Annotated in this window: 10 protein-coding genes; 5 read left to right on the top strand and 5 right to left on the bottom strand. The window is 72.5% G+C overall.

The annotated features are described in order from the left end of the window. Positions 1-5: 5 nt before the first annotated feature. From ACZ6BB_RS04960 to ACZ6BB_RS04940, 5 genes are all read right to left on the bottom strand, one after another. Entirely contained in the window at positions 6-1,382 is a 1,377-nt protein-coding gene (locus ACZ6BB_RS04960) for a helix-turn-helix domain-containing protein (RefSeq protein ID WP_471613898.1), read from the bottom strand. Between the two features lie 147 nt (positions 1,383-1,529). Next, entirely contained in the window at positions 1,530-2,357 is an 828-nt protein-coding gene (locus tag ACZ6BB_RS04955; RefSeq protein WP_471613897.1) for an isocitrate lyase/PEP mutase family protein, read from the bottom strand. Between the two features lie 433 nt (positions 2,358-2,790). Beyond that, on the bottom strand, positions 2,791-4,065 hold the full coding sequence (locus ACZ6BB_RS04950) for an MFS transporter (RefSeq protein ID WP_471613896.1): 1,275 nt from the start codon (positions 4,063-4,065) through the stop codon (positions 2,791-2,793). Between the two features lie 88 nt (positions 4,066-4,153). Continuing rightward, positions 4,154-6,076 (bottom strand): copper resistance CopC/CopD family protein, encoded by a 1,923-nt coding sequence (locus ACZ6BB_RS04945; protein ID WP_471613895.1) that lies wholly within the window; start codon positions 6,074-6,076, stop codon positions 4,154-4,156. Positions 6,077-6,197: 121 nt separating this feature from the next. Further along, complete coding sequence (locus ACZ6BB_RS04940) at positions 6,198-7,007, bottom strand: dimethylarginine dimethylaminohydrolase family protein (protein WP_471613894.1); 810 nt, start codon at positions 7,005-7,007, stop codon at positions 6,198-6,200. Between the two features lie 738 nt (positions 7,008-7,745). Here ACZ6BB_RS04940 and ACZ6BB_RS04935 point away from each other — a divergent pair. The 5 genes from ACZ6BB_RS04935 (at position 7,746) to ACZ6BB_RS04915 (ending at position 14,381) form a co-directional block, all read left to right on the top strand. Continuing rightward, complete coding sequence (locus tag ACZ6BB_RS04935; RefSeq protein WP_471613893.1) at positions 7,746-8,984, top strand: 3-deoxy-7-phosphoheptulonate synthase; 1,239 nt, start codon at positions 7,746-7,748, stop codon at positions 8,982-8,984. Between the two features lie 75 nt (positions 8,985-9,059). After that, positions 9,060-9,860: a 2,3-dihydro-2,3-dihydroxybenzoate dehydrogenase gene (locus ACZ6BB_RS04930; RefSeq protein WP_471613892.1), complete on the top strand. Its 801-nt coding sequence runs from the start codon at positions 9,060-9,062 to the stop codon at positions 9,858-9,860. A gap of 111 nt (positions 9,861-9,971) precedes the next feature. After that, positions 9,972-10,649 carry an isochorismatase family protein gene (locus ACZ6BB_RS04925; protein WP_471613891.1) on the top strand — a complete coding sequence of 226 codons (678 nt, stop codon included), beginning with the start codon at positions 9,972-9,974 and terminating at the stop codon, positions 10,647-10,649. Beyond that, positions 10,646-12,892 (top strand): anthranilate synthase family protein, encoded by a 2,247-nt coding sequence (locus ACZ6BB_RS04920; protein ID WP_471613890.1) that lies wholly within the window; start codon positions 10,646-10,648, stop codon positions 12,890-12,892. The genes ACZ6BB_RS04925 and ACZ6BB_RS04920 overlap by 4 nt, the downstream gene beginning before the upstream one ends. 190 nt (positions 12,893-13,082) lie before the next feature. Then, the gene (locus ACZ6BB_RS04915; protein ID WP_471613889.1) at positions 13,083-14,381 is read left to right on the top strand and encodes a N,N-dimethylformamidase beta subunit family domain-containing protein; all 1,299 of its coding nucleotides are present in this window, start codon (positions 13,083-13,085) and stop codon (positions 14,379-14,381) included. The last annotated feature ends 324 nt before the right edge of the window (positions 14,382-14,705 follow it).

Below are 14,705 nucleotides of genomic sequence, written 5' to 3'. Positions count from 1 at the left end.
GAGGGTCAGGTCAGCTGCCGGACACCCTCCCTGGGTCGCATCCGGGGGAACGGCACCGAGCGACGAGGCAGCAGGTTGTGGGCCGGATCGCGGTCGGTGACGAAGGCTCGCGCCAGGGGGTCGAGCCGGTACGCGCCGAACCGTTCGGTGGTCCGGAGCATGCCTGCCTCGACCAACTCGTCGATCAATTGATCGGCTCCGGCGAGGATTGATTCGTCGCCCCGCAGCTCCGGCTGAGCCAGGTTCACGAGCCGGTCGAGCAGATCGGAGGCCGGGTCGCCGAGTTGGACGTGCGCCGAGTTGAGGATCTCGCGCATGGAGAGGTCACCGACGCTCAGCCAGTCCAGCAGCGCCTCCGGGCGGTCGAGCCGGCCCACGGCCCCGCGCAGCGACAGCTCGGGACGGGCGAGCAGTTTGCGGGTGGCGATGTCCAGCGCCAGCGGCAGGTCGCCGCAGAGGTCGGCCAGCCGGTCCGCGCTCGCCGGGTCGGCCTGGGCGCGCTCCGGCAGTCCCCGGGCGATCAGGGCGACCGAGTCGGCCCGCGGCAGCGGCTCCAGCCGTATGCGCTGGACGTCGCGCAGGCCGAGCAGCGAGGAGCGGCTGACCACGAGGGTGGTGCTGGTGGAGGAGTCGACCAGCAGCGGGCGGACCTGCCGCTCGCAGTACACGTCCTCCAGCAGCACGAGCACCCTGCGCTGGACGAGCAGCGAGCGGTAGAGCCCGGCCCGCTGGTCCACCGTCGCCGGTATGCGCTCGGCGGGCACCCCGAGGGCCGTGAGGAACGCGCCGATCAGGGAGGACACGTCGTACCCTCCCTCGGGCACCGGTCCGACGACGGCGTGGAGCTGGCCGTCCACCATGTCGGGGGCCAGGTGGTGCGCGTGGTGCAGGGCCAGTTCGCTCTTGCCCACGCCGATCGGGCCACTGATGACGACCGGACCGGCGGGGGCGGCGGCGAGCCGGGCCAGTTCCTCGGCTCGGCCCACCAACCCCTGCGGGCGGGGCGGCAGTTGGAACGGCTTCGGCAGCGACGGCGTGGCGCCGTGCGGCTCCGGGGGTGTCGCCACCGGCTCCGGTTCCCGCGGCTGCGCGGCCGGGCGCGGCGGCGTCACCGGTACTCCGCTGCCGGCCGCCGCCAGCCAGCGCCGGCGCCACTCCTCCCGGTCACCCCCGCAGGCGGCCACATAGGCCAGGGCGACCTGCAGTGTGGGCAGCCGGTGTCCGTTCGCCGCGCTGGACAGGACCGAGGCCGAGTACATGGCGGCCTTGGCCATGTCCCGGTACGTCGGGCTGCCGGCCTCGATCCTCAGTCGGCGCAGGCGGCCAGCGAAGTCCGCGACCGCTCCCCCCGAGGCGTCCACCGGTTTCTCCGGTCTCCCCATTTCCATCCCCTAGATCTCTCGTATACGTACTGGATGGGCTCGTATACCTCTGGAAAGCGCGAGGGGCGGACCAGTCCGGTGTCACCGACCGACCCGCGCCCCCGTGCGCGGGTACGTCTCCGGGCCGCGAGGTGTCTCCCGCGCCGCTCAGCGACTGAAGTTGCTGTTCACCGCGCCGAAGTCGAGCGCGTCGGCCAGCACGTCGTACGTGCCCTTGCCGACCATCTCCGCGGCGGCCCGCTGGGCCACCGTGTAGGCGGCCTGGGCGATGGCGGTGCCGACGCTGACCCGGCGGACGCCGACCGCCTCGAACTCGGACACCGTCGGCGCGCCCGGACCGGCCATCACGTTGACCGGCAGCGGCTGGCCCTTCACCAGCTCGGCGATCACCGCGAGGTCGAGCAGGCCCGGCACGAACAGGACGTCCGCCCCGGCCTCGGCACAGGCCGTGGCACGGGCCAGCACGTCGGCCGCCCGGCCCTCGGGTGCGCCGATCTGGAAGAGGAAGACGTCGGTACGCAGGTTGATCACCAGCTCGGGCAGCCCGGCGCGCTCCGCGGCCTGGCGCGCGGCGCGGATCCTGGCCGCCTGCTCCTCTGCCGTGAACAGCTCGCCGTTCGGCTTGGAGTCTTCGAGGTTCACGCCGACGACGCCCGCCCCGACCATGGCGGTGACGGTCTCCGCGACGTCCTCGGGCGCGAGTCCGTACCCGCCCTCGATGTCGGCGGTCACGGGGACGTCCACGGCGTCGACGATGCGGCGCACCAGGGTCGTCATCTCGTCCCGGTCGAGGGCCTGCTGGTCGGGCTTGCCCGCCGACCAGGAGACGCCACCGCTGGTGGTGGCGATGGCCTTGGCGCCGCCCTGGGCGATGAGCGCCGCGCTGCCGGCGTCCCAGGCGTTCGGCAGCACCAGGACGCCCTTCTCGTGCAGTTCGCGGAGGAGGACGGCCTTGACCTGCTGGTTGTTCGCCATGACGGCACCTTTCACAAAAGAGGATCTACATAACATGCTTCCCTATAAGGGAATAACGGTCGACGGATTCCGGGGGACTCCGTCAGGTCTGGACCGGAGAGCCGCGCCCGGGGCCTGAGGCCGAGGCCTTGCGGGAGGGGGACCCCTTGGCCGGTCCACGTGACCGCGCGCGTGGCCGGGTCCGCGACCGGCCCACGAACCGAGGTGGCGCCTCCGTGGAGCACGGCGGGGGCGCCACCTCCGGATCGGAAGGGACGGGTCGGAAGGACGGGCGGACGGACGGGTCGGAAGGACGGATGACCCAGGACCGGGTGGAGAGGCGGACCGGGTGCGGGGGGGCGGGGCCGGAAAGGGCGTTTCGGAGGGGACCGAACGGAAGAGGCCGGCCGGACGGGAGGGGGACGGACGTGTGCGGCGGTTCGGATCGCGGACGTCAAACGGCCGCGGGCTCCCGCAGCAGTGTCTTGTCGGGCGCCGGACGCTTCATCGTCACGGACATGATCGCCGCGGCGATGCTGAGGGCACCGGCGACGTACCACGCGGGCGCGTAGCTGCCGAAGCCGTCGCGGGTGAGGCCGGCCGCGGTGGCGGCGAAGGCGGCACCGAGCTGGTGGGCGGCGAAGATCCAGCCGAACACGATCGGCGCGGACATGCCGAAGTACTCACGGCACAGCGCGACGGTCGGCGGCACGGTGGCGATGAAGTCGAGTCCGTAGAAGATGACGAACACCAGCATGAAGCCGGTGACCTCTTCGCTGAACAGCTGCGGCAGGATCAGCAGCGACACCCCGCGCAGCGCGTAGTACGCGAGCAGCAGGATCCGCGAGTCGTAGCGGTCGCTGAGCCAGCCGGACAGGACCGTGCCGATGAGGTCGAAGATCCCGATCAGGGCGAGCAGCCCCGCGGCGGTGACCGTCGGCATGCCGTGGTCGTGGGCGGCGGGGATGAAGTGGGTGTTGACCAGCCCGTTGCTGGTGGCGCCGCAGATGGCGAACGCCAGGGCGAGGAACCAGAACGGCTTGGTGCGGGCGGCGCTCTTGAGACCGTCGATGGCGAGCCGTGCCGCGTTGTTGACGGGCGGCGGGGTGGGGACGATCTCGTCCGCGCCGTACGGCGGGATCCCGACGTCGGCGGGGTGCTCACGGAAGAAGATCAGCACGAGCGGCACCGTGGCGAAGGCCACCACGGCCACCACGATCGCCGCGGTCCGCCAACCGCCCGGCGCCTCGGAGAGCTTGGCCACCAGCGGCAGGAACACCAGGGAGCCGGTGGCGCCGCCCGCCGAGAGCAGGCCGGTGACCAGGCCCTGCTGCTTGACGAACCAGCGGGTGCCGATCGTGGCGACGAAGCCCAGGGAGATGGCGCCGGCGCCCAGGCCGACCATGACGCCCCAGAGCATGACCAGTTGCCAGGACGCGGTCATGAAGACGGTCAGGCCGCTGCCCAGGGCGATCAGCGACATGGCGCCCGCGGTCACCTTGCGCACGCCGAAGCGTTCCATCAGCGCGGCGGCGAACGGCGCGGTGACGCCGTAGAGGGCGAGGTTGACGGACATGGCGAATCCGATGGTCCCGTTGGACCATCCGAACTCACGATGCAGCGGCTCCACCAGGGCACCGGGGGTCGCCCGGAACCCAGCCGCCGCGACCAGCGCGACGAATCCGATGGCCGCGATCATCCACGGCCACATGAACTTGTGACGAATCATTCGCCCAGCGTGGTGGATGCCCGACGGCCCGGAAAGCCGAGCGCGGACACCTTGTCAGGTCCGCGCTTGCCGTCGGCCGACGGGGTGTTCAGTCTCCGATGGTGAGCCGCCGCTTCTCGGTCGTCTGGTCGATGTCGGACGAGCGTACGGTCAGCGTCACCCTCCACTCGCCCGGCAGCGGAAGCCGGACCACGCCCTTCCAGCGCCCGGAACCGTCCGCCCGGAGCGTCACCCTCAGCGGTCCGAGGTCCTCGGCCGGCAGTGTGAAGGCCAGACCGGTCTCGGGTACCTCCGCCGGCCGCCCGTCCGCCCCGGCCAACCGCAGAGTCACGGTACGGCCGCCGGTCGCGGCCGGGACGAGCCGCACCGTCGCCGTGCCCCGGGCGTTCGCGGTCCGGCCGCCCGTGTCGTACGGGATCGTCAGCGTGAGGGGGCGGTCGGGCACGGCGTTCGCGGCCGACGCGGCCGGGCCGCGCGGGGCGGAGCCGTCCGCGCCCGCCGTCCGGGCCGGCGGTGTGGCGGTGAGCATCGTGGTCACCGCGAGGACCGCCACGGCCATGACCGACTCCGTCAGGACCGAACGGCGCAGGGCCACCCGCGCGGACCCACGCGGACCCACTCGCGCGGACCCGTCCTCGGCCTCCGACGGTGCCGGGTCCGCCGCCGGGCCGGCGGAGGCTCCCGCAGGTGTCTCGGAGCGTCGCAGGCGGGCCAGTCGGGAGCGGGAGAACCACGCCGCCCCGAGCATCAGGGCCACGCACCCGGCCTTGATCAGCAGCAGCCGCCCGTACTCGGTGTCGAACAGTGCCGCCCAGGAGTTGAGCCCGCGCCAGGACTGGTACAGCCCCGTCAGGACGAGGACCGTCACCGAGCCGGCGGCCACCAGGGAGAAGCGGTCCACCGCGGCGGGCGTGAGCCCTCGCCGGAGCCCGACCGCCAGCGTCACCAGGCCGCCCAGCCAGGCCGCCATCGCCAGCAGATGCAGCGCGGTCACCGGCAGGGCCAGCCAGACCTGGGTGCCCTCGGAGGCGTGGTTCGTCATGACCCAGGTCGCCGACAGCCCGACCGCCAGCACCAGTCCGGCCGCGCCGAGCCGCCTCCGGGACCAGGACCGGTCCTTCACCCCGTCGCCGGAATTCCCCGACTGCCCCGACTGGCCTGACTGGCCTGACTGGCCTGACTGGCCTGACTGGCCTGACTGGCCTGACTGGCCCAACTGCCCCACCAGCAGCACCAGATACACGCCGCTCGCGGCGAGCAGCAGCAGGCGGATCGCCAGGGCGACGTAGATCCGCTCGTCCATGGGGACATGGGCCTCCGCCGACGCGGGATCCGCCGACGGCGTGACCCCGCTGCCCTGTTCGTACGGGCCGCGCAGCATCATCAGCACGATGGTGGAGCCCAGCAGACCGATCCAGCCGGTCGCCAGCAGCCTCTGCACCCGCCGGACCGCCGCGCCCGCCGGCCAGCAGATCAGGACGAACGCCACCGCACCCGCGAGCAGCGCGAACGCGGCGTACGCGACCGCGCGCCCGGTGCCGTACAGGAAGGAGATCAGACCGTCGGTGCGGGTGCCCTGCAGTTCCTCGACGGAGACGGAGCTGGCGGACGGCTTCCCGACGGAGAACGTGAACGCGCCGCCGCCCGGGTGCGAGTCCGCGAAGATGACCTGCCAGGCCACCGTGTAGGTGCCGTCCGCGAGGCCGTCGCGCAGGGCCACCCGTGCCGTCTCGTTCCGGCCGCCGGCGTGTCCGGGGGTGCCCGTGTCGACCCGTTCGCCCGCCGGGTCGAGGACCCGGAGCGAGTCGGCCGGCAGCGTCACCCCCTCGCTGAAGGTGAGCGTGACGGCGGACGGCTGCCTCGGTACGACGGAGTCCGCCGCCGGGTCGGTGGAGTCGAGTTCCGCGTGGGCGGCCGCGGTTCCGGCCCCGCCCAGCACGATCAGTACGGCCGTGAGCACCGCCGTCAGCGCGCCGAGTGCCCGGCGCACCCGCACGGATCCCCTGCTCATACCTGCCTGCTCCCCCGTCGGTGGGTGATCGGCCCGCCCCGCGCGCGAGCGGGACGGGGTGACGGACTCGTGGTCGTGGACGGCCGCGCGGACCCGGCCCCGGGTGCGCACGGCCCCGGCGTCATGAACTCCGCCGCGCCGGCGGGTTGTCGAGCGTGAGGGCGGTGCAGCGGACCCCGCCGCCGCCCTTGGACAGTTCGGTCGTGTCGAGTTCGACCACCTCCAGGCCCCGGTCGCGCAGCGCGGCGGCGAGCCGCGGCGCGCCCCGGGTCATGGTCACGGTGGTGCCGTCGCTGACGAGGTTCAGCGCGAACCGCGCGGCCTCCTCGGTGGACACCTCGACCAGCTCGGCCCCGAGCCCGCGCAGGGTCCGCAGGCTGGGTGCGTCGAGGGCGGCCGGGCAGTACGCCAGCAGGCCCGGGGCGATGACACCGACGGCCAGGTCGAGGTCGTACCAGTGGCAGCTCACCGTACGCAGCGGTACCACCTCGTAGTCCAGCTCGCGGGCCAGCACCCGGAGCATCCGCTCGTCGGTGCGCTGGCCGTACGCCGTGAGCAGCAGCTCCCCGTACGCCAGCGCGTCGCCCTGGCCGCTGAACGCGTACGGCGCCTCGACGACCTCGAACCCGCGGTCGGCCAGCCATTCCTCGAAGTATGGCAGTTCGGCCTTGCGTTCGGGCGGCGGGTTGCCGAGGACGGCCCGGTCGCCGCGGACGACGGCGGCGTTGGCGGTGAACACCATGTCCGGGCAGTTCGGTGCGGACGGCACGTACTCCACCTTGCGGCCGGCCGCGAGGTGCGCGTCCACGATGGCCTGGTGCTCGGCGTGGGCCGCCTCGATGTCGGGCTGGACGGCTGTGTCCATATAGGGGTTGATCGCGTAGTCGACCCGGAAGTGGCTCACGTCGGAGACAAGCAGTTCGCTGTTCACGGTGCCCTTTCTGGTGGTCTGTAGGAGCCGCCCGGTCGGCCGGGCCCCGTACGTCTCGCGCGGCCGCCTCGGACCGGATCGACGGTGTGTTCGGTCCGCTCCCGGCTGGGGTGATCGGCGTCCGCGTACCAACGAGTCCAACAGGGCCTCGGATTGACCGGGAGCTTTGAACGGCGAAAGCAATCAAGTCCGCGGTGGGGTGGCGTCGTTCGCCGCCACGGCCTTTCGGGGGCGCGCACCCGCGCGGCCCGTGGGCGCGCGCCGAACACGGACCCGGGCGTCGGCACCTCCGGCAGTACGCGGACCCGGACGTCGGCACCTCCGGCAGAACGCGGACCCGGCCGTCGGCACCCCCCGCAGGACACCGCCCAGGACCTCGGCACCCCCTCGTAGGACACCTCCCCGGACCTCGCCGCGCGCCCCGCGGAACACCCCCCGGACCTCGCCGCGCGCCAAAGGTACGGACTTGACGGAGTCCGCCCGGCACTTTCGGAGAAGGGGATCGGGCCGGTGCGCGGTCGCGGAGTATTCAAGGAGCCGGTTCCGAACGGCTTCGCATTCCGGCGTACGGCGAAGTCCCGCGGAGCCCTGCGAAGTCGGCCGCCGCGCGATCGACCGCCCGTGCCACGACGGCACGTTCGGCGAGAGTCATCCGTCCGCGCGGCGCGGGGAGCGGTGCGGCGTTTCGGGCATGCCCTCTCAGTTTCGGTGAACGATTCACGACCACGGAGGTTCTTGGTGACCAGCGACGCGATCGCGACCCGACCGGTTTCAGCCGGGCCGGCCCTGTTGGACGACCCGGGAGAGCTGTGGCGGGCCCTGCCCGCGCGGCAGCAGCCGGAGTGGGAGAACCTCGACCTCCTGGCCACTGTCACGTTCGACCTCGCCGACCGGCCGGGGCTGGTCACCGCCGGGGAGGTGGCCGAACTGCGCGGCCTGCTGGCCCAGGTGGTGGCCGGACGGTTCCAGGTGGTCCAGGCGGGGGACTGCGCCGAGGACCCGGCCGAGTGCGAGCCCGGCCACGTCACCCGCAAGGTGGCGCTGCTGGAGGCCCTGGCCGGGGTGATGTCCATGAACACCCTGCTGCCCACGCTCAGGGTCGGCCGGATGGCCGGCCAGTTCGCCAAGCCGCGCTCCCGCCCGACCGAGCTGGTGGGCGGCGTCGAACTGCCGGTCTACCGGGGCCACATGGTCAACGGCCCGGAGCCGGACGCGCGTTCCCGGCGCCCGGACCCGCGCCGGCTGCGCTCGGGCTACGACGCGGCGAGCCGGGCCATGGAGGCGCTGCGGTCCCGGATCGCCCTGCAGCCCCCGGCCTTCGTCACCCCGGTGTGGACCAGCCACGAGGCCCTGCTGCTCGACTACGAGGCGCCGCTGATCCGCACCGACGAGACGGGCCGGCGCTATCTCGCCTCGACCCACTGGCCGTGGATCGGTTACCGCACCAATCAACTGGACGGCGCCCATGTGGCGTTGCTTGCGTCCGTGGCCAACCCGGTCGCCTCCAAGGTCGGCCCGGACATGCGGGTCGACGATCTGCTGGCCCTGTGCGAACGGCTGGACCCCGACCGCGAGCCGGGCCGTCTCACACTGATCGCCCGGATGGGCGCGGACGCGGTCGCCGAGCGGCTGCCCGCCATGGCCGCGGCCGTGCGCGACGCCGGGCATCCGGTGGTCTGGCTGTCGGACCCGATGCACGGCAACACGGTCAGCGGGGCGGGCGGCCTGAAGACCAGGCTCGTGGCGAGCGTCGTCCGTGAGGTGCGGGAGTTCCAGAAGGCGATCGACGAGGCCGGGGCGGTCGCGGGCGGTCTGCATCTGGAGACCACTCCCGACGACGTCGTCGAATGCGTCGACGACGCGCGTTTCATGGATTCCCTCGGGGACCGGTACACGAGTCTGTGCGACCCGCGGCTGAATCCGGCGCAGGCACTGGAGGTGGCCGCCGCCTGGCAGGGCCGGTCGCTGCTGCGCTGACGCGCGCCGCGTCCCGGTCTCACAGCGAAACCCCTGGTCGGCCCCGGCCGATCGTCGTCGATCTTTGGATTCGTCATGGATGTCGGTGGAACAGACAACGTCGATGGAATAGAGAACAGGGTCGCCCTGGTCACCGGAGCGGCCGGGGGCATGGGCGAGGCCGTGGTGCGTACCCTCGCCGAGCGCGGCGCCGTGGTCGCGATGCTCGACCGGAGGGCGGACCGGCTGGAGGAACTGGCCGCGCGGATAAGGGAGTCGGGCGGGCGGGCGGAGGCGTTCCCCGCCGACGTCACCGACGGCGCAGCCGTCGAGTCCGCCGTCGAACTGATCGAGCGGCGCCTCGGCCCGCTGGCCCATCTCGTCAACGGTGCCGGGGTGTTGCGACCGGGCCGGGCCTGGGCCCTCACCGACGAGGACTGGGCGACCACCTTCGCGGTGAACACCGCGGGCGTCTTCCACGTCTCCCGCGCGGTGGTCAGACGCATGATCGAACGGCGGCGGGGCGCCATCGTGACGGTGGCGTCCAACGCGGCCGGCACTCCCCGGATGGACATGGCCGCGTACGTGGCGTCCAAGGCCGCCTCGACCATGTTCACCAAGTGTCTGGGTCTGGAGGTGTCGCGCTTCGGTATCCGCTGCAACGTGGTGGCCCCCGGTTCCACCGACACCCCGATGCTGACCGCCCTCTGGGACGCGGACGCCGAGCGGGCGTCGATCGACGGCGTCTCGTCCGCCTTCCGTGTCGGCATCCCGCTGGGGCGCATCGCGCGTCCCCAGCACATCGCCGACGCGGTGGTGTTCCTGCTCTCCGACCGGGCCGCGCACATCACGATGCAGGACCTGACCGTCGACGGCGGCGCGGCGCTGGGTCACTAGGTCCTGTCGTCACCTTCCCGTCGGCCCTGGTGGCGCGGCGTGCCGTGCGCGTCCCGCACCGCACCCCGCGCCACCGGGGCCGCACCGGCCCCCGGAGAGGAGACCTCCCGTATGGGAATCCCGGCCATCGCGGCCTACCCGATGCCGACCGAGGACGAACTGCCGCAGAACACCGCCCGGTGGACGGTGGACCCACGGCGGGCGGTCCTGCTGATCCACGACATGCAGAAGTACTTCGTCGAGCCCTTTCCCGCGGGCCGGTCCCCGGTGACGGAACTGGTCCGCAACGTCACCGCCCTGCGGGAGCGGTGCGCGGCGCTCGGCGTCCCGGTCGCCTACACCACCCAGCCCGGCGGGATGACGGAGGAACAGCGTGGTCTGCTGCGGGACTTCTGGGGGCCCGGAATGACGGTCGCCCAGGAGCATCGTGAGGTGGTCGACGCGATCCGGCCCGCCGCGGGCGACCTGGTGCTGACCAAGTGGCGCTACAGCGCCTTCCATCGCACCGGGCTCCTCGCCTCGATGCGGGCGCGGGAGCGCGACCAGCTCATCGTGTGCGGTGTGTACGCCCACGTCGGAATCCTCATGACCAGCGCGGACGCCTTCGCCTCGGACATCCAGGCATTCCTCGTCGCCGACGCCGTCGCCGACTTCACCCCCGAGCACCACCGGTTCGCCCTGCGCTACGCGGCCGAGCGGTGCGCGATGACGCTGACGACCGCGGCCGTCCTCGACCGGCTCTCCCCGGCGGAGGCCGGCGGACGTCCCCGCCAGGAGGGAGCGCCATGACGCGCACGGAGCGGACCGAACCGAACGAACTCAGTGAACTGGGCGAACCGAGCGAACCGAACGAACCCGGTGAACTGAGCGAACCGCGTGAACCGAGCGACACGTATGACCCGTACGACACGTCGCCGCTCGGGCGGATCCTGGCAGCGCCGTACCCGGAGTTCGCGTTGCTGCACCGGCCGAGGACCGGGCCTGCCGACCGGATCGAGGTGCTGGTCGGCGACTCGGCGGAGGTGGCGCGCCTCGTCGACATCCCGCTGCGGGGAGACATCGCAGGCCGGGACGCGGCACGGGTCGCGGGCACCGGGAGCGCCGAGCACGAGGTACTGGTCGTGATCCCCTACCGGCAGCTCTCCGAGCGCGGGTTCGAGGCGGTGGACGACGGAGCCCCGGTGATCACGTTGCGGGTCCGTACGCAGACGTCGATGCCCGTCGCCGAGGCGTTGACGCGGTTGCCGGACACCCGGACCGACCTGGCCGGCGGTGGCTTCGACATCGACGACGCGGCGTACGCGGACCTGGTCCGCCGTGTGGTCGAGGAGGAGATCGGCAGCGGCGAGGGCGCCAACTTCGTGGTCAGGAGGACGTTCGTCGCGGACATCTCCGCGTACTCCCCGCTCGTTGCCCTGGCGGTCTTCCGCCGCCTGCTGGAGCGGGAGCGGGGGACGTACTGGACCTTCGTCGTCCACGTGGGCGGCCGGACGTTCGTCGGCGCGACGCCGGAGCGGCATCTGAGCCTGTCGGACGGGGTCGCGGTCATGAACCCGATCAGCGGCACCTATCGGTACCCGGCACAGGGCCCCACGCTGACCGGGGTGCTGTCCTTCCTCGCCGACGCCAAGGAGGCCGACGAGCTCTCGATGGTCGTCGACGAGGAACTGAAGATGGTGGCCAGGATCAGCGACTCCGGGGTCCGGGCGCACGGTCCGCGGCTGGTCGAGATGGCGGGTCTGGCGCACACGGAGTACGTCGTCGAGGGCCGGACGAGTGCCGACGTGCGCGAGGTCCTGCGGGAGACCCTGTTCGCGCCCACGGTGACCGGGAGTCCGCTGGAGAGCGCGGCCAAGGTCGTCCGCAGGTTCGAGCCGCACGGCCGCGGCTACTACAGCGGGGTGCTGGCGCTCATCGGCCGCGACGCCGAGGGCGGCCGCACCCTGGACTCCTCCATCATGATCCGGACCGCCGTCATCGACGCCACGGGCCGGATGACCCTCGGGGTGGGCGCCACCGTGGTCCGCGACTCCGATCCGCGGACGGAGGCGGCCGAGACCAGGGCCAAGGCGGCCGGACTGCTCTCCGCCCTCGGCCACGCTCCCGAGCCCGAGCCCCAGCCCCAGCCCCAGCCCGAGCGGACCGTGCCGTCCTCGGGGCCGGGGCTAAGGCCGGGGCAGGGGCAGGGGCTGAGGCAGGGGCAGGGCCTGGGCCTGGGGCTGGGGCTGGGGCCGGCGTCCTTCGCCCGGCATCCCGATGTCCTCGCCGCCCTGCGGCAGCGCAACAGCGCCCTCTCCTCCTTCTGGCTGGGTGACACCGCGTCCAGCGCCCGCCCGGTGCCCGGGCTCGTTGGCCGCAGGGTGCTGGTGGTGGACGCGGAGGACACCTTCACCGCGCTGTGGGACCACCAGCTGCGTGCGCTCGGGCCGGTCGTGACCGTGCGCCGCTTCGACGACGCGTACGCCCCCGACGGGTCCGACCCCGACGCCTACGACCTCGGCGCGTACGACCTCGTCGTGCTCGGCCCGGGGCCCGGGGACCCGAGACATTTGCGCCACCCGAAGATCGCCCGGCTGCGCGCGCTCACGCGGCGGCTGCTGGACGAGGGGCGGCCGTTTCTGTCGGTGTGTCTGAGCCACCAGGTGCTGAGCGGTCTGCTCGGCCTCGACCTCGTCCGCAAGGAGCACCCCGACCAGGGTGTGCAGCGAAAGATCGATCTGTTCGGCCGGCCCGAACTTGTGGGCTTCTACAACACCTTCGCCGCCCGCACGGACACGGATCTGATCGTCGCCCCGGGGGTGGCGGACGTCGTGGAGGTGTGCCGCGACCGGGAGAACGGACAGGTCCACGCCCTGCGCGGGCCGGGTTTCCGTTCGGTTCAGTTCCACCCGGAGTCGGTGCTCAGCCAGAACGGCCCGAATCTCATGGCCGATCTGCTCGTCTCCCTCCTGGAGGAGCGGCACCCGCCCGCGGACCGGGTCCGCACCCGCCGGGGCACGGAACGACGGGATCTCTGCGTCCCCGCTCATTAGCCTCGATCTTGCATGACGCTCGGACGGCAAGCCCGTTTCTGCTTGTCCAGGGTGGGGTTTCCCGCAGATCATCCTTCGGCAGACACCACTTGACCACTCTGCGGACCGGGTGGCGCCGACTGCCGCGTCCGCCCTACCCGAGCAGGCGCAGGCGCAGGCGACCGCATCGGCGGCCTGGACGGTTTCCTCGATGCCGTTCCGTATCGGCGCCCTGGCTCGCCGGGACGGCGAACGGCTGCTCGCGGCAACGGCGTTCAACGGGAAGATCGGTGGCATCCGCGTCGAACGGGGCACCGGCCACGTGCGCGAGCCGGTGGCCGCCTGGCACTTCGGCCGCAGCGGGCGCCCCGACGGGCTGCTGCTGCGGGATGTGGTCGACGAGGGGCCGCACGGCCTGCACGGCGGCTGCGTCAACGCGCCCGGCCGGGGCGTCACCGGACCCGCGTTCCAAGGTGTCGTGGAGGACTTCCGGCTCGCGCCGGACGAGTTCGACGCCATCCACTTCCACGACGACGACATCGCTGACGCCCAGTGGCCGGCGGCGTTCACCTTCGAGGTGCCCGAGGACCTGCCCAGCGGTGTCTACGCGGTGCGGCTGCGGGCCGAGGGCATCGAGCAGCACGTGCCCTTCCTCGTCGGGCCGGGCCGCCGGCGCAGGGACGTCGCCGTCCTGTTCCCCACGGCCACCTACCTGGCTTACGCCAACGACCGGATCCCCTTCGAGGCGGACGGCATGGAGATGCTCCTCGGGCACACGCCCGTCGTCCACAAGGAAGACCTGGTCCTGCAGGACCACCCCGAGTTCGGCCGCTCCCTGTACGAGATCCACAACGACGGATCCGGTGTGGTGTTCGGCAGCGTCCGCCGCCCGCTGATCAGCCTGCAGCCGCGGTACCGGGCCTCGTTCATGAGCGAAGGCCCGTGGGGCCTGCCCGCCGACCTGTCCCTGGTGCACTGGCTGGAGACGGCGGAGTGCGAGTTCGACGCCCTCAGCGACGAGGACCTCGACCGGGAAGGCTACGACCTGCTGCGCGACCACCGCGTCGTGATCACCGGAAGCCACCCCGAGTACGTCACGCGGCGCGAACTCGACGCCCTCGAGGAGTTCACCGCGAACGGCGGCCGGCTGATGCACCTGGGCGGCAACGGGTTCTTCGCGACCGTCTCCTACGACCCCGACGCCCCGCACCTGATGGAACTGCGCCGGGCCGACGGCGGCACCCGCCCCCACCAGCCAGAGGGCAGGCCACGCTCCGCGGCGGCTTCCGCGTACCCCCGGTGTCCGGCACCGAGCCGGCGCCGTCCGAGTCGCGGGCAGTGGGGGTTCACGGCCGGGGCAGTCGGTCGATGTCGCCGCCGTGCTCGTGCTGCCGTCCCCGGTACGTGTCCCCGTCCGCGGCCCAGCGGCTGCCGTGCGACGTCGCCCCGGTGGTCGGGGACCCGAAGACCCACGCGAAAACCACCTATGTGCCGACTGGAGACCCCGTGACCACCGTTCTGCGCACGCTGCGAAACCACATCGGCGGCGAGTCCCTGCTGTCACTGGACGCGTGACGCCCGCACCGACGCCGCCGGTACCACCGTGTCCAGGACGCTTTTGCGGACCGTCTCCACACGGCCCCGGCCTGCGAGACCGCTCCACGGCCACCGTCCTCGACGCGGACGTGCGGAGGACCCGAGACCCTTCTTCACCTGAGGAGTGCGGCTTTCCTGACGGCGGCATGATCCTGGAAAGTCGCATCACCCCAGGTCAAAGGCGCTCATCGGCTGCTCGAACACTCACGGTCGTGAAAGCGCGAGGTTAGGATGACCT

It is taken from the genome of Streptomyces sp. NPDC041108 (assembly GCF_055592645.1).
Note: the sequence above shows the minus strand (reverse complement) of the source record. Positions and strands in the feature narration are given on the sequence as shown.

Coding starts and splice junctions, on each gene's coding strand:
- ACZ6BB_RS04960 (WP_471613898.1), bottom strand. CDS start 1,382: ATGGGGAGACCGGAGAAACCGGTGGACGCCTCGGGGGGAGCGGTCGCG.
- ACZ6BB_RS04955 (WP_471613897.1), bottom strand. CDS start 2,357: ATGGCGAACAACCAGCAGGTCAAGGCCGTCCTCCTCCGCGAACTGCAC.
- ACZ6BB_RS04950 (WP_471613896.1), bottom strand. CDS start 4,065: ATGATTCGTCACAAGTTCATGTGGCCGTGGATGATCGCGGCCATCGGA.
- ACZ6BB_RS04945 (WP_471613895.1), bottom strand. CDS start 6,076: ATGAGCAGGGGATCCGTGCGGGTGCGCCGGGCACTCGGCGCGCTGACG.
- ACZ6BB_RS04930 (WP_471613892.1), top strand. CDS start 9,060: ATGGATGTCGGTGGAACAGACAACGTCGATGGAATAGAGAACAGGGTC.
- ACZ6BB_RS04925 (WP_471613891.1), top strand. CDS start 9,972: ATGGGAATCCCGGCCATCGCGGCCTACCCGATGCCGACCGAGGACGAA.
- ACZ6BB_RS04920 (WP_471613890.1), top strand. CDS start 10,646: ATGACGCGCACGGAGCGGACCGAACCGAACGAACTCAGTGAACTGGGC.
- ACZ6BB_RS04915 (WP_471613889.1), top strand. CDS start 13,083: ATGCCGTTCCGTATCGGCGCCCTGGCTCGCCGGGACGGCGAACGGCTG.